19 protein-coding genes are annotated in these 22,605 nt (G+C 72.6%); 6 read left to right on the forward strand and 13 right to left on the reverse strand.

What is annotated here, in order from left to right:
- Nucleotides 1-139 precede the first annotated feature (139 nt).
- Nucleotides 140-319, forward strand: a complete 180-nt coding sequence (locus AB0B35_RS15660) for a hypothetical protein (RefSeq protein ID WP_361045533.1) — start codon at nt 140-142, stop codon at nt 317-319.
- Nucleotides 320-409: 90 nt separating this feature from the next.
- The gene (locus AB0B35_RS15665; protein WP_361045536.1) at nt 410-1,612 is read left to right on the forward strand and encodes a cytochrome P450; all 1,203 of its coding nucleotides are present in this window, start codon (nt 410-412) and stop codon (nt 1,610-1,612) included.
- Nucleotides 1,613-1,762: 150 nt separating this feature from the next.
- On the opposite strand, the gene AB0B35_RS15670 is transcribed toward AB0B35_RS15665, so the two are convergent.
- From AB0B35_RS15670 to AB0B35_RS15695, 6 genes are all read right to left on the reverse strand, one after another.
- Nucleotides 1,763-2,596: an alpha/beta fold hydrolase gene (locus tag AB0B35_RS15670; protein WP_361045539.1), complete on the reverse strand. Its 834-nt coding sequence runs from the start codon at nt 2,594-2,596 to the stop codon at nt 1,763-1,765.
- An 84-nt stretch (nt 2,597-2,680) separates the two neighbouring features.
- A complete protein-coding gene (locus AB0B35_RS15675) occupies nt 2,681-2,956 on the reverse strand; it encodes an Lrp/AsnC ligand binding domain-containing protein (RefSeq protein WP_203687908.1) in 276 nt (91 codons plus the stop codon).
- Between the two features lie 81 nt (nt 2,957-3,037).
- On the reverse strand, nt 3,038-3,877 hold the full coding sequence (locus AB0B35_RS15680; protein ID WP_361045541.1) for a sugar phosphate nucleotidyltransferase: 840 nt from the start codon (nt 3,875-3,877) through the stop codon (nt 3,038-3,040).
- On the reverse strand, nt 3,874-4,419 hold the full coding sequence (locus tag AB0B35_RS15685) for an NUDIX hydrolase (protein ID WP_361045853.1): 546 nt from the start codon (nt 4,417-4,419) through the stop codon (nt 3,874-3,876). The genes AB0B35_RS15680 and AB0B35_RS15685 overlap by 4 nt, the downstream gene beginning before the upstream one ends.
- Before the next feature lie 50 nt (nt 4,420-4,469).
- On the reverse strand, nt 4,470-6,317 hold the full coding sequence (locus AB0B35_RS15690; RefSeq protein ID WP_361045855.1) for an HD domain-containing protein: 1,848 nt from the start codon (nt 6,315-6,317) through the stop codon (nt 4,470-4,472).
- 361 nt (nt 6,318-6,678) lie between these two features.
- Nucleotides 6,679-8,349, reverse strand: a complete 1,671-nt coding sequence (locus AB0B35_RS15695; RefSeq protein ID WP_361045858.1) for a DEDD exonuclease domain-containing protein — start codon at nt 8,347-8,349, stop codon at nt 6,679-6,681.
- A 179-nt stretch (nt 8,350-8,528) separates the two neighbouring features.
- Between AB0B35_RS15695 and AB0B35_RS15700 the strand changes: the two genes are divergently transcribed.
- The 3 genes from AB0B35_RS15700 (at nt 8,529) to AB0B35_RS15710 (ending at nt 12,367) form a co-directional block, all read left to right on the forward strand.
- On the forward strand, nt 8,529-9,893 hold the full coding sequence (locus AB0B35_RS15700) for an NYN domain-containing protein (RefSeq protein WP_361045543.1): 1,365 nt from the start codon (nt 8,529-8,531) through the stop codon (nt 9,891-9,893).
- Between the two features lie 28 nt (nt 9,894-9,921).
- The gene (locus tag AB0B35_RS15705) at nt 9,922-11,163 is read left to right on the forward strand and encodes a M48 family metallopeptidase (RefSeq protein ID WP_361045545.1); all 1,242 of its coding nucleotides are present in this window, start codon (nt 9,922-9,924) and stop codon (nt 11,161-11,163) included.
- A 73-nt stretch (nt 11,164-11,236) separates the two neighbouring features.
- Entirely contained in the window at nt 11,237-12,367 is a 1,131-nt protein-coding gene (locus tag AB0B35_RS15710) for a glycosyltransferase family 4 protein (RefSeq protein WP_361045547.1), read from the forward strand.
- Between the two features lie 274 nt (nt 12,368-12,641).
- On the opposite strand, the gene AB0B35_RS15715 is transcribed toward AB0B35_RS15710, so the two are convergent.
- The 7 genes from AB0B35_RS15715 to AB0B35_RS15745 form a co-directional block, all read right to left on the reverse strand.
- The gene (locus AB0B35_RS15715) at nt 12,642-15,029 is read right to left on the reverse strand and encodes an excinuclease ABC subunit UvrA (RefSeq protein ID WP_361045550.1); all 2,388 of its coding nucleotides are present in this window, start codon (nt 15,027-15,029) and stop codon (nt 12,642-12,644) included.
- 143 nt (nt 15,030-15,172) lie between these two features.
- Nucleotides 15,173-15,529 carry a VOC family protein gene (locus AB0B35_RS15720; RefSeq protein WP_361045553.1) on the reverse strand — a complete coding sequence of 119 codons (357 nt, stop codon included), beginning with the start codon at nt 15,527-15,529 and terminating at the stop codon, nt 15,173-15,175.
- Between the two features lie 95 nt (nt 15,530-15,624).
- A complete protein-coding gene (locus AB0B35_RS15725) occupies nt 15,625-17,103 on the reverse strand; it encodes a glutamate--cysteine ligase (RefSeq protein WP_361045555.1) in 1,479 nt (492 codons plus the stop codon).
- A 136-nt stretch (nt 17,104-17,239) separates the two neighbouring features.
- Nucleotides 17,240-17,758, reverse strand: a complete 519-nt coding sequence (locus AB0B35_RS15730) for a diadenosine tetraphosphate hydrolase (protein WP_361045558.1) — start codon at nt 17,756-17,758, stop codon at nt 17,240-17,242.
- Complete coding sequence (locus tag AB0B35_RS15735; protein ID WP_120316171.1) at nt 17,758-18,429, reverse strand: response regulator transcription factor; 672 nt, start codon at nt 18,427-18,429, stop codon at nt 17,758-17,760. The genes AB0B35_RS15730 and AB0B35_RS15735 overlap by 1 nt, the downstream gene beginning before the upstream one ends.
- Before the next feature lie 54 nt (nt 18,430-18,483).
- Nucleotides 18,484-20,202 carry a histidine kinase gene (locus AB0B35_RS15740; RefSeq protein ID WP_361045561.1) on the reverse strand — a complete coding sequence of 573 codons (1,719 nt, stop codon included), beginning with the start codon at nt 20,200-20,202 and terminating at the stop codon, nt 18,484-18,486.
- Nucleotides 20,183-21,967, reverse strand: coding sequence for an AMP-dependent synthetase/ligase (locus tag AB0B35_RS15745; RefSeq protein WP_361045564.1), 1,785 nt, complete (start codon nt 21,965-21,967; stop codon nt 20,183-20,185). Before AB0B35_RS15745 ends, AB0B35_RS15740 begins: the two co-directional genes overlap by 20 nt.
- 194 nt (nt 21,968-22,161) lie before the next feature.
- Here AB0B35_RS15745 and AB0B35_RS15750 point away from each other — a divergent pair, with 194 nt between their 5' ends.
- Nucleotides 22,162-22,605 carry an SRPBCC family protein gene (locus tag AB0B35_RS15750; protein WP_203687919.1) on the forward strand — a complete coding sequence of 148 codons (444 nt, stop codon included), beginning with the start codon at nt 22,162-22,164 and terminating at the stop codon, nt 22,603-22,605.

Consider the following 22,605-nt stretch of genomic DNA (forward strand, 5'->3'; position numbering starts at 1 on the left):
GGCGCCCTCGCCGTTTCCGTGCCCGGGTGGGCACCGTCACCCGGGCCGCGACGCCGCCAACCGCGGATCTTGGGGACGGCCATGGCATAGTCGTGGCGCATCAGACGTCGGCGCGCGGTTCGTTCCAGGAGGCAATCACATGATCACAGCAGGCCACGCGGGCAAGCGCGACCCGCGGACCGCACCGGCGGCACCCCGGCCCGTGGCGGCCACAGGCCTGGCCCGGCACGCCGTCTTCAACGGGCAGTGGACGACGAGCTGCTGCGCGACGGTGCACACCGGTCCGGGCTGCCGGCCGATGTCGCTGATGCCCAACTAGGAGCCCGCACGGCCCGTGCCACGTGGCTCGGCGGTGTGCTCGCCCCCGCGTCGTAGTCTTCCCGTCAGGACGGCGGGGCAGGGGGCGGCGATGCAGGACGCACTGGCGGCGATGCAGGCACTGGCGACGGCCGAGGGCCGGGCCGATCCGTACCCGCACTACGAGCGGCTGCGCGCGGCGGGCCCGGTGGCGCCGCTGGGCGACGGGTTCGCGGTCGTCACCGGGCACGCCGAAGCCGACCAGGTGCTGCGGGACGCCTCGTTCCGGGTCACCGACGCCGTCGCGCTCGACCGGGCGATGCCCGGCTGGCGCACCGTCGCCTCCTGGCAGTGGCTGAGCCGCACCATGCTCTGGCAGAACGCCCCCGACCACACCCGGCTGCGGCGGCTGGCCGGCTCGGCGTTCACCGCCCGCCGGGTCGCGGCGCTGCGCGCCGACGTCACGGCGCTGGCCGAGGAGCTCGTCGAGCCGATCGCGGCGGCGGGCGGGCCGGTGGACTTCATGGACGAGGTGGCGTACCCGCTGCCCGTGTCGGTGATCTGCGCCCTGCTCGGGGTGCCGGTCGCCGACCGGGACTGGTTCCGGCCGCGGGCGCAGGACCTGACCCTGGCCCTGGAGGTGTTCGCCGGTGACCCGCAGGAGCTGGCCCGCGCCGACGCCGCGAGCGACGAGCTGGCCGAGTACTTCGTCGACCTGCTGGCGCGGCGGCAGCGCGAACCCGGCGACGACATGATCAGCGACCTGCTCGCGGCGGGCGCGGACGGCCGGATCGGCGGGGCGGAACTCGTCTCACACCTGGTGCTGCTGCTGGTCGCGGGCTTCGAGACGACGACCAACCTGCTCGGCAACGGCCTGGCCATGCTGCTCGACCGGCCGGAGCACACGGCCCGGCTGCGTGCGGACCCGTCGCTGTCCGCGGCCTACATCGAGGAGATGCTGCGGCTCGACCCGCCCGTGCAGGTCACCTCCCGGTACGCCGGGCAGGACGCCGAGCTGGCCGGGGTGGAGCTGCCCGCGGGCACGGAGGTGCTGCTGGTGCTCGCCGCGACCGGCCGCGATCCGCGCCGCTTCGCCGCGCCGGCCGACTTCCTGCCCGACCGCCCGTCCGTGCCGTCGCTGTCTTTCGGCGCGGGCGCGCACTACTGCCTCGGCGCGCCACTGGCCCGGCTGGAGGCCCAGATCGCCTTTCCGCTGCTCCTGGACAAGCTGCCCCACCTGCGCTCGGCAGGCGTCCCCACCCGCCGCGACCGCCTCGGCTTCCGCGGCTACGCCACCCTGCCCATCACGGCCTGACGGCCCGCCACTCCGGCCTCCATGATCGTCCGACTTGCCTGGCAGTCGTGCGTATCTTGAGCCCGCAATCGCCCAGGTGCCTGGCAAGTCGAATGACCTTGGTGAGGAACCCGCCCGGCCCGGTCGCGCCGGGGCGGGGGCCGTGGACGGTCAGTGGCGGATCGGGAGCCAGGCGGTGATGCGGGGAGCCAGGGCAGCGCCCGCCTTGACCCACTTGAAGTGGTCCAGGGGCGCGGCCGCGTCGGCGGTGGTGAGGTGGTCGCGGTGGACTTTCGCGCCGGTCAGGGCGGCGACCAGGTGGTCGGTGGTCTCCGGCGGGGTGTACTGGTCGTCGTCCACGCTGATCGCGAGCACCGGCAGGTCCACCCGGGACAGCGCCGCCGATACGCCCAGGTGGGCAGGGAACTCGCCGTGGCGGGCGGTGTGCGCCCAGTCCCGGATGACACCGCGGGCCTGGCGGCCGCCGAAGCCCCAGCCGGGCCAGACCCGCAGGACGGCGGAGACGGCGTTGACGAACTGCGTCATGGCGAGCACGCCCAGCCGCTGCCGGGGGTAGGTCCGCCAGTACGGCAGCCCGACCGCGATCAGGACCAGCCCGTCAACGCTGTGGCCCGTGCCGCGGGCGGCCTCGCGGGCCAGGTGCAGCACGCAGATCTGCCCGCCGAGGGAGTGTCCGAGCAGGATGGTGCGCCGCCCGGCGCGGTGCTCCGCGAGGGCCTCCAGCACCGCGGGGACGTCGTCGGCGAGCTCGGTGTAGCCGTACCGGCTGTTCCGGCCGGGGCGGGGCGCGCTGTCGCCGGTGCCGCGCAGGTCGGCGACCGCGACGCCGAGGCCGGCCGCGTTGAGGGAGTGCGCGAACCGGGTGTAGTAACCGGCGGGCACGCCCATCGCGGGGAAGACCACGACCAGGGGAGCGTCGGGATCCTGTACGGGGTGGAGCTGTACGCCGAGCCGGTCGCTGCCACGGTCCACGGTGAGCTGCATGGCAGCAGCCTAGACCGCGAGGTTACTCGCAAGTAAGCACCGCGAGGTGTGACGCGGACCGCTCGATGGGGTCACCCGCACTGCTCAGAAGCCGATGGCGAACGCCTGCTCCAGGTCGTGCCGGGAGTACGAGCGGAACGCGATGTGCGTGTCGGTGTTGAGCACACCCGGCACCTTCGAGATGCCGCCCGCGATGACCTCGGCGATGTGGTCGAACTCGCGCACCCGCACGATGGCGATCAGGTCCACGCCGCCCGCGACGGAGTACACCTCGCTGACGCCCTCCAGGTTGGCCAGCTCCTCGGCGACCTCCGGGATCGCGTCGGTCGCGCAGTCGATGAGAACGATCGCTGTGATCACCGTGGGCTCCTCACGCCGTGCGTCTGTCGATCATGAAGTTGTGGCCGCGACACGCCAGCGAGCCGTGCCATAAGTTCATGATCACTGTACCGGGTGCGGCGCGGGGACGGTGAGATCGGAGCCGACTCGGATCACGCGGTGCAGGTTCTCGTGGGGAGCGACGGTGGCGCCGGGCCACAGGACGCAGTCGCGGACGGTGCCGTGCACGCGGGAGCCGGCGCCGAGCACGCTGCCGTGCGCCTCGCCGGTGACCTGCACGTCGTCGCCGAACAGGTTGCCGCCGCCGGCGGCGTCCAGGTTGGCGTCCAGGTAGTCGGCGGGGGTGCCGCAGTCGAGGTAGCGGCCGGGCAGGGGGACCACGTCCAGCCGTCCGGCCTGCTCGGCGGGCCGCCAGGTGGTGCGCACCAGCTCGCGCGGCTTGTCGGGTAGGGCCGCGGCGTCGGCGGCGGGCAGCAGCGACGCGCCCGCGAAGTTGTAGCCGCCGAACGGGTCGGGCAGTCCGGCCTTGACGCCGTGCATGCGCACGCGCTCGCCGTCCCACCCGGACAGCAGTGCGGCCAGGTCCTCGGGGGCGTCGGCGACGACGTACGCGTCGGCGTTCAGCACCAGCACCGCCCTGCCGTCGATCCAGCCGTGCAGGTTGCCCAGCGCCCCGGCGGTGCCCAGCGGCTCCGGCTCGAAGGACAGCCGCACCCGGCCGTCGACGTGCTCGGCGATCTGCCCAGCCAGCCAGTGCGTGTTGACCGCGGCTCGGTCCGGCCCGGTCAGCCCGACCTCGGCCAGCCGGTCGAGGGTGCGGTCCAGCAGCGTCTGGTTGCCGACCGGCACCAGGGCCTTGGGCCGCAGCATGGTCAGCGGGCGCAGCCGCGTGCCGAGCCCCGCAGCGAGCACCACGGCGCAGACGTCGTCGGGGGCTCTCACCGGGCCACGTCCATGTTGTCGCGCAGGTGAGCCTCCGGGCCGATGCCGTAGTGGCCGAGCAGCCGGGCCGTCGCCGGGGTCACCACCGGCAGCTCGTCGACGGCATGCCAGCGGGCCTCCCACACCTCGGCCCCGTCCACACTGAGCGGGGTGCGGGCGGCGGGCACCCGGGCGGTGAAGACCATGTCCACCCAGTGCCCGCGGTGATGCACCACCGCGTTCGGGATCGCGGGGCTGACCTGGTCGATGGTGAGCCGGATGCCGGTCTCCTCGGCCGCCTCACGGCATGCCCCGACGATCGGGGGCTCCCGCCGCTCCAGCAGCCCGGCGGGCAGCGTCCAGCCGCGTCCCGGAGGCTGGCGCAGCAGCAGGATGCGCTCGGGGCCGGCGGCCTCACTGTCGAAGATGAGCACCACCGAGCCCACCGAATAACGCGCGGTCACCAGCTTCACCATGCGGCTGCGCCAGCGCGGCGGGATCCGGTAGAAGACGCCGTAGCCGAAGGAGACGAGCTTCGTGCCCAGCGGCGAGCGCCGGTTCACCCGGGTGCCGGGGTTCGCGCTGGGGGATTCGCCGGTTCGCTCCTCGTTCTTCACCTTGCCAGGCTAGTCGACGAGCGTCGCGGCGGCGTGTCAGCGGCGTCGCGACGCGGAGGGACCACGTTCACCGGGGGCGTGCGGGCCGCCTCGTTCTGGTTGTCGACGCTGGCGATGAGCTGGTCGACGATGGTGTCCGCGGACACCCGGTGCTCGGCGACGGCGATCAGCAGCGTGTCGAGGTCGGGGTAGTCCAGCGCCTGGGCGAGGCTGATCAGGCGCTGCTCGTCGGCCAGGGCCCGATCCCGCCGGCGCAGGGCCAGCCCGATCGCGGCCCGGCCCAGCTGCAGCCGGTCGCTGACGGTGCCCGCGGCGACCTCCGGCTCGGTGAAGCGGCGGCTCAGCCGCAGCCGCGCGTTGGGCGACTTGACGAACTCCAGCCACTCCCGGCGCGGGCCGGGGTGGTTGCGCGCCCGGCTGACCAGGACGTCCACCACGTCGCCGTCGGTCAGCGCCGCGTTGAGCGGGGTCAGCACGCCGTTCACGGTCGCCGCGACGCAGCGGTCGCCGGTGCGGGTGCCCAGCTCGTACGCCACGTCGACCGGGCTCGCGCCCGCGGGCAGCAGCAGCTGGCGTCCCCAGGCGAAGACCTGGATCTGCTGCTCGGCCAGGTCGCAGCGCAGCGTCTCGACGAACTGGACCGCGTCCGGGGCGGCCTGCTCCAGGTCCAGCGCGCGGCGCAGCCAGGCGTGCTCGCCGTGCTGGCGGGGCGGGGGCACGACCTCGCGGGCCGCGGTGCGCACCGGGTTGAACATGCTCAGCGCGGTGCTGCGCCGCGACTGGCGGGCCGGGTAGCGGAACGGGGCGACCACGCCGTACTCCACCGCGCGGTGCATCTGCTCGGTGCGGATGAGCACCTCGACCATCTGGTCGCCGGGGCCGAGCACCGTGGTGTGCAGCGAGCGGTAGAGGTTGTTCTTGGGTGCGGCGATGAAGTCCTTGAACCTGCCGGGGATGGGCTTCCACTGCTGGTGCACCGCGCACAGGGCGGCGTAGCAGTCCGGGTCGTCGCCGTCGAGGATCACCACGATGCGGGGCAGGTCCATCGGGACCGGGCTGCCCGCCTGCTGGGTGTCCTTCCAGATCGAGTAGTAGTGCCGGGGGCGCGGCTTGACCCGGCCGTCGAGCTTCTCCCGGCGCAGCGCGCCCCGGCCCAGGGCGACCAGGTTCTGCACGTAGTCGTTCCAGTCCGGCCGGTTGGACACCATGCCGTCGATGCGCTCGTACTCCTCCGGGTCGAGGAAGAGCAGCACCTTGTCTTCCAGCTCGCGCTTGAGTGCCTGGATGCCGAGCCGGTCGCACAGCGGCACCAGCACCTCGCGGGTCGCGCCGGCGATGCGGGCGCGTGAGGCCGCCGAGCGGGCGTCGAGGGTCTGCATGTTGTGCAGCCGGTCGGCGAGCTTGATGACGAGCACCCGGATGTCCTGCCCCGCGGCGACGATCATCTTGCGGATGGTCTCGGCCTCCGCGCGTGCGCCGAAGTGCGCCTTGTCGAACTTGGTGACCCCGTCGACCAGGTGTGCGACGTCCGGTCCGAAGTCCGCGCGCAGCTGGGCCAGGGTGTAGCTGGTGTCCTCGACCGTGTCGTGCAGCAGCGCCGCGGCCAGGGTGGTGCCGTCCATGCCCAGGTGGGCCAGGATCTCCGCGACGGCCAGCGGGTGCGTGATGTACGGGTCGCCGCTCTTGCGCATCTGGCCGCGGTGCATGCGCTCGGCGACCAGGTAGGCGCGGCGCAGCAGGGCGACGTCGGAGCCGGAGTGCACCTGGTGGTGCGCCTTGATCAGTGCGGTGACCGGATCGGCGGGCACCGGCGCCCGCTCGCGCATGTTCGGCCAGCTGAGCATCGCCCGCAGCCGGGTGGTGAGCATGCTCTCCCCGGCCCGGCCGGTTACCGGAATCCCCGTCGCCACCGTGGCGGCTTCCGCGTCCACTGAGGACACCCCCCTCACCGCGTGGAGGTGGAGCGTCGCGCGGCGCGTACGAGGCCTCGACGCCCCGTCACGACTGCCCACTTCCGAGAGATCTCTGGATATCGCTCCATAGCCTAGTAACGAACGTCGTGGCCGAATGGTCAAGACCTTTCATGCGTTCGGTCAAGTAATGGCCGAACGGACTGTACTTTCCGGCGACCGCTCTGCGGCCTTGATCGGTGACATCCTCCGCATTCGCTCCGGATGTCACCGAGCGGCCCGCAACCGCGGTCGCCTAGGGCCGGCTCGCCTGGAGGAGCATCTTCCAGCGCGCCGCGCCGCGGGCCGGGGACGCCCAGCCCGAGGTGGCCTCCACCAGACGCGTCTCGGGCCGTTCCAGCCAGTCGAGGATGCGTTCGGTCTCCTCCGGGGTGGCCGCCGGCGTCGGGCCGGGCGCGGCGAGCACCGTCTCGGCGGTCGGCCGCAGCACGTCGAGTGTCCGTCGCGGGTGGACACCCGGCTCAGCGGTCGCCGCGGCGGCCAGCCGCCCCCGTCGCACGATCGCGATCTCCCACGCGTTGCGCTCGGTGCGCCGGGCCGCGATCAACTCCTCGATCGACGTGAGCGCGGCCAGGCGCTGCATGCGCACCGCCGCGCGCAGGAACACGGCGAGCCGGTCGCGCACCGCCGCCGCGTCCTCGTAGCGCTGGGCGTCGGACAGCTTGCGGATGCGGGCCAGCAGCGGGTCCACCACCGCGTCCGGGTCACCGTCGAACGCGGCCCGCAGCGGCGCGGCGGCCTGCGCGTCGTACTCCTCGACGCTGATGGAGAGCTGGCAGGGGGCCGGGCACTTGCCGAGTTCGGCGAGCGCGCAGGCGGGGGAGGCCTTGCGGGGCGACAGCTTCGGCGTGCACTGCCGCAGCGGCAGCGCCTCGTGGATCGCGTCCACCGCCGCCTGGGCGGCCGCCCGCCCGGCGAACGGCCCGAGATAGGACGCGCCATCGGCGGTGAGCTGTCGGACGACGGACAGCCGGGGGAAGGCCTCCGCGGTCAGCTTCAGCCACTGCACCCGCTCCGGGTGCTTGGAGCGCCGGTTGTACGGCGGCGCGTGCGCCGCGATCAGCCGCAGCTCGCGTACCTGTGCCTCCAGGGCGTGGGCGCACTCGACGGCGTCCACCCGCACCGCCGCGCCGAGCATCTCCTTGATCCGGGCCCGGCGCTCGGCGGCGGTGAAGTAGCTGCGGACCCGGGTCGCGATGTCGTTGGAGGTGCCGACGTACAGCGGGCGGTCGTCGGCGGCCCGGAACAGGTAGACCCCGGGCGCGTGCGGCAGGTTCTCGGCCAGGTGCTTCTTGGCCCGCTGCACCGGCGCGACCGCCTTGACGAACTCGATGGTGTCGCCGAGCGTGTGCACCCGGTGCCCGCCGAGCCGGGCTATCAGCGCGTGCAGCACCCCGACCGTGGCCCGCGCGTCGTCCATGGCCCGGTGGTTGGGCTGGTCGCCTACCCGGAAGTACGCCGCGAGCGTGCCCAGCTTGTTGTTGGGCACCTCGTCGCGCAGGAGCACCCGCCGGGCCAGCGCCACGGTGTCCACGACCCGCGGATTCGGCCAGCGGTAGCCGTGCGCCGCGCACGCCGCCTTGAGGAAGCCGGTGTCGTACGGCGCGTTGTGCGCGACCAGGACCGCGCCGGACAGGAATTCCAGCAGCGACGGCAGCACCGCCTCGATCGGCGGGGCCTCGATAGTCATCGCGGTGGTGATGCCGGTCAGCACGGTGATGAACGGCGGGATCGGCACCCCGGGGTTGATCAGCGTGCCGAACGAGCCCAGCTCCTCGCCTCCGCGCACCTTGACCGCGCCGATCTCGGTGATGCCCGCGCCGTCCGGAGCGCCGCCGGTGGTCTCCAGGTCGAGCACCACGAAGGTGGTGTGCCGCAGGTCGAGCTGCAGCGGATCGGCCAGCATGCCGTCGAGGGTCGGCTGTTCGAATCGGTCACCGGGCGCGGCGGGGCGCGCGGACGGCACCTGGGACGGGGACGGCACAGACCGGACGCTAAACGTCCGGTACGACATGGGTGGTCGGCGGGGACGCCGAGCCGCGAACCTGAGCGACAAGATCGGTAAGTCGGTGGAACACTAGGACCATGTCAGCCGCTGAACTTTCGTTCGACGCCTCCTCCGGGGACCCGGTGGGGGCGGCTGACTTCGCGCCCGAGCCGATCCTGCCCGAGCCCATCCGCCAGCGGGTGGTCGCGCTGGCCGCGGCGGTGCTGACCGCACTGCCCAACGACGAGATGCCCGTCGCGCTACGCAAGGTCGCCAAATTCGCGCCCAACCGCCGGGCTCGGCTGGGCGGCGCGGCGATCGCGGCGCAGCTCACCGCCGACGCGGTGTTCCGGCAGCGGATCAGCGGCCGGGTGCTGGCCGATGCGGGCGAGCTGGGCGCGGCGGTGCTCGGCGGCATGGCCCCGGCCGCCGCCGACCCGATCGAGGTCGCCGCCCTGGCCTACCTCGCCCGCCCCGAGGGCTGGCGCGACCTGCTCGACGCCGCCGGGCAGGCGGTCACCGCCGAGGCGGAGAGCACGGCCGTCGCCGAGCACATCCGCGACGCCGAGACGCGGGCCGCCCGCGCCGAGCACGACCGGGCGGTCGCCCGGGTCGAGGCCGACAAGCTGCGCGACGAGCTGGCCCGGGTGCGCGACGAGCTGAACCAGGTGCGCGAGGAGGCCCGCGCGAGCGGCAAGGCGCTGCGCGAGACGCAGGCCCAGCTCAAGCGGGCCAGCGAGCTGCTGGCCATCGAGAAGGGCCGGGCCGCCAAGGGGCACGGCGACCACGAGGCCGAGCTGCGCCGGCTGCGCGCGAAACTGGCCGACGCCGAGGCGGTGGCGGGCGACGCGCGCCAGGCCGCCCGCGACAGCCGAGCCGTCGACGAGGCGCGGCTGTGGCTGCTGCTGGAGACCATCGGGCAGGCCGCCGCGGGGCTGCGCCGGGAGCTGGCGCTGGACCCGGCGAAGGTGCTGCCGGGGGACACCGTGGCCGCGGCGTACGCCGACATGGCCGGCGCTCCCACCGCGGCCAACCGGGCCCAGGACGCCGACGACCCGGCCCGGCTGGCCCAGCTGCTCGCCCTGCCGAAGGCACACCTGGTGGTCGACGGCTACAACGTCACCAAACGCGGCTTCGCCGAGATGTCGCTGGAGCAGCAGCGCAATCGCCTCGTCACCGGCCTGGGCGGGGTCGCCGCGCAGACCGGCGCCGAGGTCACCGTGGTCTTCGACGGGGCCGAGCGGGTGCACGGCCTGCCCGCCCCGCCGCGCGGGGTGCGGGTGCTGTTCTCCCGCAAGGGCGAGACCGCCGACGAGGTGATCCGCCGCCTGGTCCGGGCCGAGCCGCCGGGCCGCCCCATCGTCGTGGTCTCCTCCGACCGTGAGGTCGCCGACGGCGTACGCCGCCACGGCGCGTACCCGATGAACTCCGAATCCCTGGTCCGCCGCCTCACCCGCAGCTGAACCCGCCCGCCGGGCTTAGGATCGGGCGATGACGGTGCGGGGCTGGGCCTGGCTGACGTTGATCGTCCTATGTGCCGCGCTGGCGGTGGCCGTGGCGGTGCTGGTGCCGTGGCACCGGCCGCCCGCGCCCCGGGCCGACCAGCTCGCCGCGCTGGCCGAGCTGCCCGCCGACCGGGTCGCCAAGGCCCGAGAGCTGCGCGGCGAACTGCGCTGGATCACCTACCCGGCGATGCTGATCGGGCTGGCGGCGGCGCTCGTGCTGGGGTTGACGCCGCTCGGCTCCTGGCTGGTGGGGCTGGTCCCCGGGCCGTGGATCGCCAAGGTGCTCGGCGGCGGGCTGCTGGTGCTGCTGGTCGCGGATCTGATCACGCTGCCGTTCGCGGCGTGGCGGCACACCGTGGCGGTGCGCTACGGGCTGTCCACCCAGGGCTGGGGCGGCTGGGCCGTCGACCTGCTCAAGGGGTACGCCGTCGCGGCGGTGCTCGGCGCGATCGCGCTGCTCGGCTTCTACACCCTGACCCGGTTCCTGCCGAACTGGTGGTGGGCGGTCGGCGCGGTCGGCGCGGCGGTGCTGGTGGTGCTGCTCAGCTTCGTGTTCCCGGTGCTGGTCGAGCCGGTGTTCAACAAGTTCACGCCGATGGCCGACGGGCCGCTGCGCACCGAGCTGATGGACCTGGCCCGGCGCGACGGGGTGCCGGTGCGCGACGTGCTGGTCGCCGACGCGTCCCGGCGCACCACCGCGCTCAACGCGTACGTCAGCGGCATCGGGCCGACCCGGCGCATCGTGGTCTACGACACGCTGCTGCGGGAGGCCCCGCAGGCGGAGGTGGTCGCGGTCGCCGCGCACGAGCTGGGGCACGCCAAACGCGGGGACGTGGTGATCGGCACGGTCATCGGCGCGCTCGGCGCGGCGATCTTCGTGGTCGGCCTGTATCTGCTGGGGGCGTGGACATGGCTGCTGCACCGGGCCGGGGTCGAGTCGATCGCCGAGCCGCGGGCGATCGGGCTGCTGCTGGCCATCGCCACGGTCGGCGGGCTGCTGGCGGGGCCGGCGCAGGCGTACGTGTCGCGGCTGATCGAGGCGCGGGCCGATGAGCACGCGCTGGAGCTGACCGGCGACCCGGCCGGCTTCGAGCAGATGCAGGGCCGGCTGTCCCTGGTCAACCTCGGTGACCCCGATCCGCCCGCCTGGGAGCAGGCTCTGTTCGGCAGCCACCCGACCACCGTGGAACGCATGGCGGCGGCGCGGGCCTTCGCGCGCGGGCGCTGACCGGCACATGGTGACGCCAAACCGCGATCTCGGCGTTGCCGGGCGGGGATCACACGCCCGGTAGGCTGCGCGGATGCGTACGCTGCTGGTGACCAACGACTTCCCGCCCCGCCCCGGGGGCATCCAGCAGTTCCTGCACAACCTCGCGATCCGCCAGCCCGACGGCGAGCTCGTCGTCTACGCCTCGACCTGGCGCGACCCGAAGCAGTTCGACGCCGAGCAGCCGTACCCGGTGGTCCGGGACCGGACCGGGGTGCTGCTGCCCACGCCGCGGGTGGCGCGGCGGGTGGCCGAGCTGGCCCGGGCGGAGGGCTGCGACCGGGTCTGGTTCGGCGCGGCCGCGCCGCTCGGGCTGCTGGCACAGGGTCTGCGCAAGCGGGCGGGCGTGCGCCGGGCCGTGGGCATCACGCACGGGCACGAGATCGGCTGGGCGGCGCTGCCGGCTGCCCGCAGCGCCCTGCGCCGGATCGCCGACGGCAACGACGTGCTCACCTACCTCGGCGAGTACCAGCGGGTGCGGCTGGCGAAGGCGCTGGGGGAGCGGACCCGCCTGCAGCGGCTCGCCCCGGGCGTGGACTCGACGATGTACCACCCCGACGTGGACGGCGCGAGCGTGCGGGCCAGGCACGGGCTCACCGGCCGGCCGGTGATCGTGTGCGTGTCCCGGCTGGTGCCGCGCAAGGGCCAGGACACGCTGGTACGCGCGCTGCCCCTGGTCCGCAAGGCGATCCCGGACGCGGCGCTGCTGCTCGTCGGCGGGGGACCGCACCGGCCCACCGTGCAGCGGCTGGCCCGCGAACTCGACGTGGCCGACCATGTGGTGCTGACCGGCTCGGTGCCGTGGTCGGACCTGCCCATGCACTACGCAGCGGGGGACGTCTTCGCGATGCCGTGCCGCACCCGCAACCGCGGCCTGGACGTGGAGGGGCTCGGCATCGTCTACCTGGAGGCGTCCGCGGTGGGCCTGCCGGTGATCGCCGGCGACTCCGGCGGTGCGCCGGACGCGGTCCGCGAGGGCGAGACGGGCTTCGTGGTGCCCGGCCGCGACGTGGAGACGCTGGCCGCCCGCCTGGTCGAGCTGCTGTCCGACGAGGCCCTGCGGGCCAAGATGGGCGCGGCCGGCCGCGCCTGGGTCGAGCAGGAGTGGGGCTGGGACCTCCAGGCCCGCCGCCTGCGCGACCTGCTCCGCGGGTCCGACTCCTGACGCTGCGCATGGTCGCCAGCGAACGTGACCGGGCGTGTCCGGCCCGGACAGGGTCGCCGAGCGCCGAGAACGGGTGAGCCGGGGACGTCACGCACCGTGATCGTTCGACTTGCCAGGCAGGTGGGCGAATGGCGGGTCAAGATACGCACAGGTGCCAGGCAAGTCGAACGATCAAGGGCGGTCGCCGGTCGGGCGGCCGCCCGCACGAGCAGGCGCGGGCGGCCGGCCGCTGGCGACGGGAGCGGCCCACCCGGCCGGTCCCGTGCAGGCGGGGTCAGGCGGAGACGTACTCCGCGAGGTGCTGGCCGGTGAGGGTGGAGCGGGCGGCGACGAGGTCGGCGGGGGTGCCCTCGAAGACGATCTTGCCGCCGTCGTGGCCCGCGCCGGGGCCGAGGTCGATGATCCAGTCGGCGTGGGCCATGACCGCCTGGTGGTGCTCGATGACGATGACCGACTTGCCCGAGTCGACGATCCGGTCGAGCAGGCTCAGCAGGTGCTCCACGTCGGCCAGGTGCAGGCCGGTGGTCGGCTCGTCGAGCACGTACACCCCGCCCTTCTCGGCCATGTGGGTGGCGAGTTTGAGCCGCTGGCGCTCGCCGCCGGACAGTGTGGTCAGCGGCTGGCCCAGGCTGAGGTAGCCGAGCCCGACGTCGACGAGCCGGGCCAGGATGGCGTGCGCCGCCGGGGTGCGCGCGTCGCCCGCGGCGAAGAACTGCTCGGCCTCGGTCACCGACATCGCGAGCACCTCGCTGATGTCCCGGCCGCCGAAGCGGTACTCCAGGACCGAAGCGTCGAACCGCTTGCCCTCGCACTCCTCGCAGACGGTCGCGACCCCGGCCATGATCGCCAGGTCGGTGTAGATGACGCCCGCGCCGTTGCAGGTGGGGCAGGCGCCCTCGGAGTTGGCGCTGAACAGGGCCGGCTTCACGCCGTTGGCCTTCGCGAACGCCTTGCGGATCGGCTCCAGCAGGCCCGTGTACGTCGCCGGGTTGCTGCGCCGCGAGCCGCGGATCGCGCCCTGGTCGATCGACACCACGCCCGCGTCGTCCGGGATGGAGCCGTGCACCAGCGAGCTCTTGCCGGAGCCGGCGACACCCGTGATCACGGTCAGCACCCCGAGCGGGATGTCGACGTCGACGTCGCGCAGGTTGTTCGCCTTCGCGCCGCGGATCGCGAGCTTGCCGGTGGACGAGCGCACCTTGTCCTTGAGCTTGGACCGGTCGTCGAGGTGGCGGCCGGTGAGGGTGTCGCTGGCCCGCAGTTCGTCCACGGTGCCCTCGAAGCAGACCGTGCCGCCCCCGGTGCCCGCGCCGGGGCCGAGGTCGACGACGTGGTCGGCGATCGCGATCGCCTCCGGCTTGTGCTCGACCACGAGCACCGTGTTGCCCTTGTCGCGCAGGCGCAGCAGCAGGCCGTTCATCCGCTGGATGTCGTGCGGGTGCAGGCCGATGGTCGGCTCGTCGAAGACGTACGTGACGTCGGTCAGGGAGGAGCCGAGGTGGCGGATCATCTTGGTGCGCTGCGCCTCGCCGCCCGACAGGGTGCCCGCGGGCCGGTCGAGGGAGAGGTAGCCCAGGCCGATCTCCACGAACGAGTCCAGGGTGTGCTGCAGCTTCTCCAGCAGCGGGGCCACCGACGGCTCGTCGAGGCCGCGCACCCAGTCGGCCAGGTCGCTGATCTGCATCGCGCACGCGTCGGCGATGTTGACCTTGCCGATCTTCGAGGACCGGGCCGCCTCGCTCAGCCGGGTGCCGCCGCAGTCGGGGCAGGTGCCGAACGTGATCACCCGCTCCACGAAGGCGCGGATGTGCGGCTGCATCGCCTCGACGTCCTTGGACAGCATCGACTTCTGGATCTTCGGGATCAGGCCCTCGTACGTCAGGTTGATGCCCTCGACCTTGATCTTCGTCGGCTCCTTGTGGAGCAGGTCGTGCAGTTCCTTCTTGGTGTACTTGCGGATGGGCTTGTCCATGTCGAAGAAGCCGGAGCCGCTGAAGATGCGGCCGAACCAGCCCTCCATGCTGTAGCCGGGGATGGTCAGCGCGCCCTCGTTGAGTGACTTGCTGTCGTCGTACATCGCCGACAGGTCGAAGTCGCTGACCCGGCCCATGCCCTCGCAGCGCGGGCACATGCCGCCGGTGATGCTGAAGCTGCGCCGCTCCTTGGTGGTGGTGCCGCCCTTCTCGATCGTCACCGCGCCCGCGCCGCTGATCGAGGCGACGTTGAAGGAGAACGCCTGCGGGGAGCCGATGTGCGGCTTGCCGAGCCGGCTGAACAGGATGCGCAGCATCGCGTTGGCGTCGGTGGCGGTGCCGACCGTGGAGCGGACGTTGGCCCCCATGCGCTCCTGGTCGACGATGATGGCGGTGGTCAGGCCGTCGAGCACGTCCACGTCGGGGCGGGCCAGCGTCGGCATGAAGCCCTGCACGAACGTGCTGTAGGTCTCGTTGATCATCCGCTGCGACTCGGCGGCGATCGTGCCGAAGACCAGCGAGCTCTTGCCCGAGCCGGACACGCCGGTGAACACCGTGAGCCGGCGCTTGGGCAGCTCGACGCTGACGTCCTTGAGGTTGTTCACGCGGGCGCCGTGCACGCGGATCAGGTCGTGGCTGTCCGCGGCGTGCAGCTCAGACGGCGTGTCCGCCTTCTTGGCCTTGCTCATCGTGTCTCCATCTGGTCAGGGGGCGGGTCGCGAACGCGGCCTGTGCCGGTGCACCGGGCTCGATCCCACCGGCGGCGAGCGGTGCGCCGGACAATCCTCAGCCGCAGACCCTACGGCCTGCGGCTGACGTTCTCTTGACGTGCTCAGCTGTCCTGGAGCAGCCCGAGCACATTGCCGTCGGGGTCGGTGACGGTGGCCACCAGGCGGCCGCCGCCCACGTCGTGTGCGGCCTCCTTGAGCGTGGCTCCCGCGGCGGTCACCTCGGCCAGTTTGGCCTCGATGTCGGCCACGTGCCAATAGGCCACCGGCGAGGTCATGCCCTGGGGCCCGCCGCCCGGCACCAGGCCGATGTGCTGCCCGGCAGCGTCGAAACCGACATAGTATGGCGAATCGGCGGTCGGCTCCACGCCGAGCAGCGCCGAGTACACCGTCTTGGCCGCGGCGAGATCGGACACGGGGTGCAGCACGGTCATGATCCCCTGCGTTGGCGAGCCGGTCATCGTTACTCCTGAGGTCGTGGTGACGTCTACGTCCGTCACACTAAGTGACCACGTGAGCAGGGCGCTTCTCGAAACGTGACCGGTTGCGGCGCGGTTCAGTCCTCGCGGGGCCACTCGTGCACGGGGATGTTCTCGTGCATGTGGCGCATGTAACGCAGCAGCATCTCGCGCAGCGCCTCCGGCCGGTCCAGCCCCTTGCGCTCCAGCCGGTGCACGGTGTCGATCTGCCAGGTCGCGCCGTTGCGGCGGAGCAGGCAGCGCTGCTCGATCACGCCCAGCAGCCGGTCGCGCTCGCGCGAGTCGACACCCCAGCTCTCCAGCCCCTGGTGGGCCAGCGGCAGCAGCCGCCGCAGCACCAGCTCGTACGCGCTCACGTAGCCGAGGTCCGGCCAGAACAGGTGCGCGCCGATGCCCTGCCGCGCGCCGGTGTAGAAGTTCTCGTCGGCCTGCCGGAACGGCATCCGGGACCACACCGGCAGGCCGCCCTCGGCCAGGGTGCGCACCAGGCCGAACCAGAACGCCGCGTTGGCCATGATGTCGACGACGGTGGGGCCGGCGGGCAGCACCCGGTTCTCCACCCGTACGTGCGGCATGCCGTCGGCGACGTCGTACACCGGGCGGTTCCAGCGGTAGATGGTGCCGTTGTGCAGGCGCAGCTCGGTCAGCTCGGGCACCTCGCCGCCGGCGAGCTGGTCGGCGGGGTCGTCCTCGGTGCAGATCGGCAGCAGCGCGGGGAAGTAGCGCACGTTCTCCTCGAACAGGTCGAACACCGAGGTGATCCAGCGCTCGCCGAACCAGACGCGGGGGCGTACCCCCTGGGTCTTGATCTCTTCGGGGCGGGTGTCGGTGGCCTGCTTGAACAGCGGGATGCGGGTCTCGTGCCACAGCTCGTGGCCGAACAGGAAGGGCGAGTTGGCGGCGATGGCCAGCTGCACGCCCGCGATGGCCTGGGCGGCGTTCCAGTACGCCCCGAACTGCGCCGGGCTGACCTGCAGGTGCAGCTGGGCGCTGGTGCACGCGGCCTCGGGGGCGATGGTGTCGGCGGTGACGGTGAGCGGGTCCGGCCCGTCGATGCTGATCCGCAGGTCCTCGCCGCGCGCCGCGAACACCTGCTCGTTGATCAGCGCGTAGCGGGGGTTGGCCGACAGCGAGGCCTGGGTCAGGTGCTCCGGCTTCAGCGTCGGCAGGATGCCGATCATGGCGGTGTGCGCGCCGACGGTGCGCGCCTTGCCGTCGGCGGCGTTCAGGCTCGCCCGGATCTGGTCCTCGTACGCGCTCAGCCCGCCCCCGGCGAGCTCCCGCGGCGGAATGTTGATCTCGATGTTGAACTGGCCGAGTTCGGTGACGAACGCCGGGTCGGCGATGGCGGCGAGCACGTCGGCGTTGCGCATCGACGGGAGGCCCTGCTCGTCGACGAGGTTCAGCTCGATCTCCAGCCCGGTGAGCGGGCGCTCGAACTCGAACTGCGACTCGCCCAGCATCAGCGCGAACACGTCCAGGCACCGGCGGACCTTCTCCCGGTACCGCGCGCGGTCGGCACGGGTGAAGACGTGCTGGTGCACCTTCTCGCCCATCGGGCTCACCGCCCCTCAGCGGGATCCTCCGCTAATGTCCCATAGTTCCCTGCCCGCTGGGTGCCGGATCAAACATGCCGAACATGCGAAGGGGGTCCGACCGCACCGCGGTCGGACCCCCTTCGGGTGTGTCGGCTCAGGCCAGCCTGGCCAGTTCGGCCGTGATGGCCTCGCGGAGCTGGTCGTACTCCTCCGCCTTCGGTGAGACGAGGGTGTCGTGCTCCTCGGCGAAACGCACCTCGTTCGGGTACCGCCACACGGGAGCGTCGCGGAACTCGCGCGCCTCCCACGAGTAGCGGGGGTGGATGTGCGCGTGCAGGTGATGCAGCGAGTTGCCGAGGATCTCGTAGTTGAGCCGGCGGAACGCGGGGTCGAAACCGTTGCAGGCGGCGAAGACGGCCTCACCGAGCAGGCCCATGTCGGCCAGGAAGTCCGCCCGCTGGGTGCGGGTCAGGTCGGTGAGGTGGTCGGCGTTGTCCACGTCGGACAGCAGCACGCAGTAACCCGGCAGGTGCTGCGTGTCGCCGAAGACGGCGTAGCCGCTGTTGAGCTTGGCCATGACGAGGGGGTTGTCGCCGCGCCGGGCAGCACCCAGCCGGTCGGTCCGCCAGTCGGTGAGCAGCTCGTCACCGCTGGCGTGCGCGTGCCTGCCCATCAGGACAGGTTCGGGGCGTCGGGCGCCTGCAGCAGGCCGAGGCGCAGCGCGGTCATCAGGGCCTGGGCGCGGTTGGCGGCGCCCAGCTTCTCGTACAGCTTCGAGATGTGCGTCTTGGCGGTCGACTCGCTGACGAACAGCTGCTTGGCGATGCCGGACACGCTCATGCCCTCGGCGAGCAGCTTGAGCACCTGGCCCTCGCGCGGGCTCAGCTGCGGGCCGCTCGGGGTGAGCCGGCGCTTCATCGCCTCGGCCAGGTCGGCGGCGGTGAACGCGCTGGGGGCGCTGGCCGCGTGGCGGGCCGCCGCGACGACCTCGTCGGCCGGGGCGGTCTTGGGCACGAACGCGCTCGCGCCGGCCTCCAGCGCGCCGAAGAGCTGGTCGTCGCCCGCGTACATGGTGAGCACCACGATGCCCATCGTCGAGCTGGACTTGCGCAGCGTGCGGGTGGCCTCCAGGCCGCTGCCGTCGGGCAGGCGGAGGTCCATGATCACGACGTCGGGGTGCAGGGCGCCGGCCTGGCGTACGGCCTCGGCGGCGGTGCTCGCCTCGCCGACGACCTCGAACTGGCGGTCCCGCTCGAAGGCGTGGCGAAGCCCCTTGCGGATCAGGTCATGATCGTCGACGAGCAGGACTTTGGTGCGCCCTGTCGGCACAGTACTGGTTGACATGCCCGCTTTTCTCCCCTTCTGGCACCCGCGCTCTGGCTGTGCGGGTGACACACGTTATCGCGTCGCCCGGCCCTCTTGTCGAGAGGAACCGCCCACGACCACGGCGACGGTCGTCCCCACCGGGTCCCGAGGCCTGATCTCGAGTCGGCCCCGGATACGTTCCGCCCTCTCCGCCATGATCGCAAGACCGTAGCGTCCGTCGGTACGCTCATCGGGTATGCCCCGACCGTCGTCGGACACTTCTATCAGGCCGTACGGCGGGTCGACGGTGCAGGTCACCCACAGGTTCGCGGCATTCGCATGCTTTCGGGCGTTGGTGATCGCCTCCTGGGCGATCCGCAGCAGTTCCGACTCGATCGAGGCGGGCAGCCGGCCCGCCTCGTCCAGCGACAGGTTCACCTTCAGCCCGGCCTGGTTGCCCGAGATGCGGGCGAACTCGGCGATGGCGGCGGTGAGCCCGCCGTGCCGGTCCACCTCGCTGCGCAGCTCGAACAGGCTCAGCCGCAGCTCGGTGATCACCCGGGTGATCTCGGCCCGGAGCACCCGCAGCTCCTCGGCGGTGTCCTTGGCCTCCTCGGGCAGCGTGGCCTGCGCGTTGTCCACGCCGTACCCGATCATCACGAGTTCCTGGGCGACCCCGTCGTGGATCTCGCGGGCCAGCCGCTGGCGCTCCTCGTTGGTGGCTATCGAGCGCACCTCCTCGAACAGCAGCGCGGCCTCCAGCCGCAGTGCCGCCGGGGTGGCCGCGGAGACGATCCGGCCGGTCAGCGCCGGCGGGTAGCCGTTGGTGCCGTCGCGCTCCAAGGCCACCAGGCCCACCGTGCGCACGCCGGCGATCAGCGGCACGACCACGGCCGAGACCGGGCCGGTCTGGTCGAAGGAGCGCAGCTGGGAGCGCCCGGAGATCTGCGGCTGCTGGCTGGCCCAGGCGTCGGCGATGGCCGAGTCCGCGTCGAGGCTGGTCTCCCAGGCCGCCCGGGTCGAGGTGTCGTCGGCCTCGACCCCGAACTGGGCGAGCACCACCAGGCGGCCCGCGCCGCTGGCCGCGAGCACCGCGGCCCGCTGCGGCCGCCCGATCGGGCGGAGCTCCTCCAGCAGGTGCTCGGCGATGCTGCCCGGGTCCAGGGTCGCACCGGGCAGCTGCCGGGCCACCTGGCGCAGCTGGGTGAGCAGGCGGGTCGCCTCGGCGTACGGCTGGGGCGTGCGGCGGATCAGCGCGGCCCGCTGCATCGCGCCGGTGGTGATGGTGCCGACCGCGGCCAGGATCAGCCACTGGGCGCAGGCCGCCAGGTAGCCGAAGTGGCTGAGCTGCCGGGTGCCGTCGGGCAGCACCGTCAGCCAGCCCGCCACCGTCAGCGTCAGCGCGGCCGCGCTGAGCAGCCCGGCCGACTCCAGCGGGCGGTGGTTGAGCATCGCCGCGGTGATCGGCACGGCCAGGTACGGCAGGATCGCCGAGGCCCCCGCTCCGTCGGACAGCGAGTACATCTGGTCGGCGGCCAGCGCGACGGCGCTCGCGCCCAGGCCGACCAGCACGGTCTCGGCGAACCGGCCCAGCGGGGCGAGCACGTTGTGCCGGGGCGTGAGCACGCCCGGCAGCCCGGCCAGCGCCAGCAGGGCGACCCAGCGCAGCTCCGACCAGTCCTTGGTGGCGGCCATGATCAGCACGCCCACCAGCAGGAGCATGGTGCCGCGAACGGCGACCGCGATCAGCTGTGAGGCCGGGACGCGCCGCAGCAGGCGGCGCTTCGGGCGCTCAGCGGCGGTAGATGGCATCGATCTCCTCCGCGTACTCCTTCATCACGACCGCGCGCTTGACCTTCAGCGACGGGGTCAGCTCTCCGGTTGCCTCGGTGAAGTCACGGGGCAGGATCGTGAAGACCTTAATGCCTTCGGCCGCCGAGACCGCCTTGTTGGCCTCGGCGATCGCGGCCTGGATCTCGGCGCGCAGGTCGGCGTCGTCGACCAGCGACGAAACGGGCGTGTCCGGACGGTCGCGTCCGGACAGCCAGCCCGGCAGCGCCTCGGGGTCGATGGTCACCAGCGCGGCGATGAACGGCTGCCGGTCGCCGACCACCATGCACTGGCTGACCAGCGCGTGGGCGCGGACCCGGTCCTCCAGCACGGCGGGCGCGACGTTCTTGCCGCCCGCCGTCACGATGATCTCCTTCTTGCGCCCGGTGATGCGCAGGAAGCCGTCGTCGTCGAGCGAGCCCAGATCTCCGGTGTGGAACCAGCCGTCGGCGTCGATCGCCTCCGCGGTGGCCGCGGGGTTGTTCCAGTACCCGGGGAAGATGACCTCGCCGCGGGCCAGGATCTCGCCGTCGTCGGCGATGGCGATGGTCACCCCGGGCAGCGGCTGGCCGACCGTGCCGATCTTCTGCGAGCCCGCCCGGTTGAAGGTGATCGCGGGCGAGGTCTCGGTCAGGCCGTAGCCCTCCAGCACGTTGAGCCCCACGCCGCGGAAGAAGTGGCCCAGCCGCTCGCCCAGCGGCGCGCCGCCGGAGATCGCGCTGTGGCAGCGCCCGCCCAGGGCCGCCCGCAGCTTGCCGTAGACCAGCTTGTCGAAGACGGTGTGCTTGATCCGCAGGCTCAGGCCGGGGCCGCCGGGCGTCTCCAGGGCCTGGCTGTACGCGATCGCGACGGCCTCGGCCTTGTCGAAGATCGCGCCTTTGCCGCCGGCGTACGCCTTCTGCCGGGCGCTGTTGTAGACCTTCTCGAACACCCGCGGCACGCTCAGCAGGAACGTCGGCTTGAACGCGCCCAGGTCGTCGACCAGGTTCTTCACGTCGGCGGTGTGGCTGGTGCGCACTCGGCCCTGCACCACGCCGATCTGCAGCAGCCGCGCGAACGCGTGCGCCAGCGGCAGGAACAGCACCGTCGAGGAGCCCTCCTGGAACAGAATGTCCAGGGCCGGGATGGCGTTGCCGATGTCGGAGAGCATGTTGCGGTGCGTCAGCACGCAGCCCTTGGGCCGCCCGGTGGTGCCGGAGGTGTAGACGATGGTCGCCGGGTCGTCGGCGCTGCCCGACTTGCGGCGCACGTCGATCTCGGCCGCGTCGACGCCCTCACCCCGGGTGACCAGCGTGGACAGGTCGCCGCCGTCGATCTGCCAGAGCCGGGGCAGCGCGGGCGCGGCCTCGCGGACCGTCGCGGTGTGCGCCGGGGTCTCGGTGAAGCAGCCCACCGCGCCGGAGTCGGCCAGGATCCACTGCACCTGCTCGGTGCTGGAGGTCTCGTAGATCGGCACGGTCACCGCGCCGCAGGCCCAGATCGCGTAGTCGATCAGCGTCCACTCGAACCGGGTGCGGCTCATCAGGGCCACCCGGTCGCCGGGCTGCACGCCCGCGGCGACCAGGCCGCGCGCCAGCGCGACCACCTCGGCGTGGAACTCGGCGCAGGTCACGTCCGCCCACCCGGAGCCGGCGCGGCGGGAGAACTGCACCAGCTGGGGTGTCTGTGCCGCGTTGTCCCACACGGGGTCGGTCAAGCGGTCGACGTCATCGACGATCACCGCCGGGGCCTGCGAAAACTGCCGCACCACGTGCTCCTTGAGCTGCTCGTTCGGGCACCTGGCGCCTTCGCGCCGCCCGGCGGCAGGTGCCGCTGCCGCCCCCGGCACTGTAGAACGTCGTCCCGGGCTCTCTGCAAACGCTGTCCCTGTTCCGACGGGTTGCCATCGCGCCGTCGTGGCGGGTCGGCCCGGCCCCGACCGGTACGGGTAGCCTGCTGTTCATGGCGGATTCCTCCTCCCAGTCGATCGTGATCAACGCGGACCCGGCCCGTATCGCCGAGGTCATCTGCGACTACCCCTCGTATCCCCGGTGGACCCAGGCCATCAAGGCCGCTGAGGTGCTCGAGGAGTACGAGGACGGCTATCCGGCCACCGTGCGCTTCGTCATCGACGCGGGCATCGTGCAGGACGAGTACACGCTGCACTACGACTACGCCGAGGACATCTCGCGGATCGAGTGGCACCTGGTCGCACCGTCCAAGATGCAGAAGGCGCAGGACGGGTCCTATGACATCACCGACAACGGCGACGGCACCTGCACGGTGACCTACACGCTGTCGGTGGACCTCTCGATCGGCATGCTGGGCATGTTCAAGAAGAAGGCCGAGAAGGCGATCATGGATACCGCTCTGAAGGAGCTCAAGAAGCAGGTCGAGGCGGCCTGA

It is taken from the genome of Catellatospora sp. NPDC049133, from assembly GCF_040648455.1.
Taxonomy (GTDB): Bacteria; Actinomycetota; Actinomycetes; order Mycobacteriales; family Micromonosporaceae; genus Catellatospora; species Catellatospora aurea.

Bases quoted from the DNA above. Each gene is read 5' to 3' on its own strand.
- AB0B35_RS15660 (WP_361045533.1), top strand. From the start codon at position 140: ATGATCACAGCAGGCCACGCGGGCAAGCGCGACCCGCGGACCGCACCG.
- AB0B35_RS15665 (WP_361045536.1), top strand. From the start codon at position 410: ATGCAGGACGCACTGGCGGCGATGCAGGCACTGGCGACGGCCGAGGGC.
- AB0B35_RS15670 (WP_361045539.1), bottom strand. From the start codon at position 2,596: ATGCAGCTCACCGTGGACCGTGGCAGCGACCGGCTCGGCGTACAGCTC.
- AB0B35_RS15690 (WP_361045855.1), bottom strand. From the start codon at position 6,317: ATGCTCAGCTGGCCGAACATGCGCGAGCGGGCGCCGGTGCCCGCCGAT.
- AB0B35_RS15695 (WP_361045858.1), bottom strand. From the start codon at position 8,349: ATGCTGGCCGATCCGCTGCAGCTCGACCTGCGGCACACCACCTTCGTG.
- AB0B35_RS15700 (WP_361045543.1), top strand. From the start codon at position 8,529: ATGTCAGCCGCTGAACTTTCGTTCGACGCCTCCTCCGGGGACCCGGTG.
- AB0B35_RS15705 (WP_361045545.1), top strand. From the start codon at position 9,922: ATGACGGTGCGGGGCTGGGCCTGGCTGACGTTGATCGTCCTATGTGCC.
- AB0B35_RS15710 (WP_361045547.1), top strand. From the start codon at position 11,237: ATGCGTACGCTGCTGGTGACCAACGACTTCCCGCCCCGCCCCGGGGGC.
- AB0B35_RS15715 (WP_361045550.1), bottom strand. From the start codon at position 15,029: ATGAGCAAGGCCAAGAAGGCGGACACGCCGTCTGAGCTGCACGCCGCG.
- AB0B35_RS15720 (WP_361045553.1), bottom strand. From the start codon at position 15,529: ATGACCGGCTCGCCAACGCAGGGGATCATGACCGTGCTGCACCCCGTG.
- AB0B35_RS15725 (WP_361045555.1), bottom strand. From the start codon at position 17,103: ATGGGCGAGAAGGTGCACCAGCACGTCTTCACCCGTGCCGACCGCGCG.
- AB0B35_RS15730 (WP_361045558.1), bottom strand. From the start codon at position 17,758: ATGGGCAGGCACGCGCACGCCAGCGGTGACGAGCTGCTCACCGACTGG.
- AB0B35_RS15735 (WP_120316171.1), bottom strand. From the start codon at position 18,429: ATGTCAACCAGTACTGTGCCGACAGGGCGCACCAAAGTCCTGCTCGTC.
- AB0B35_RS15740 (WP_361045561.1), bottom strand. From the start codon at position 20,202: ATGCCATCTACCGCCGCTGAGCGCCCGAAGCGCCGCCTGCTGCGGCGC.
- AB0B35_RS15750 (WP_203687919.1), top strand. From the start codon at position 22,162: ATGGCGGATTCCTCCTCCCAGTCGATCGTGATCAACGCGGACCCGGCC.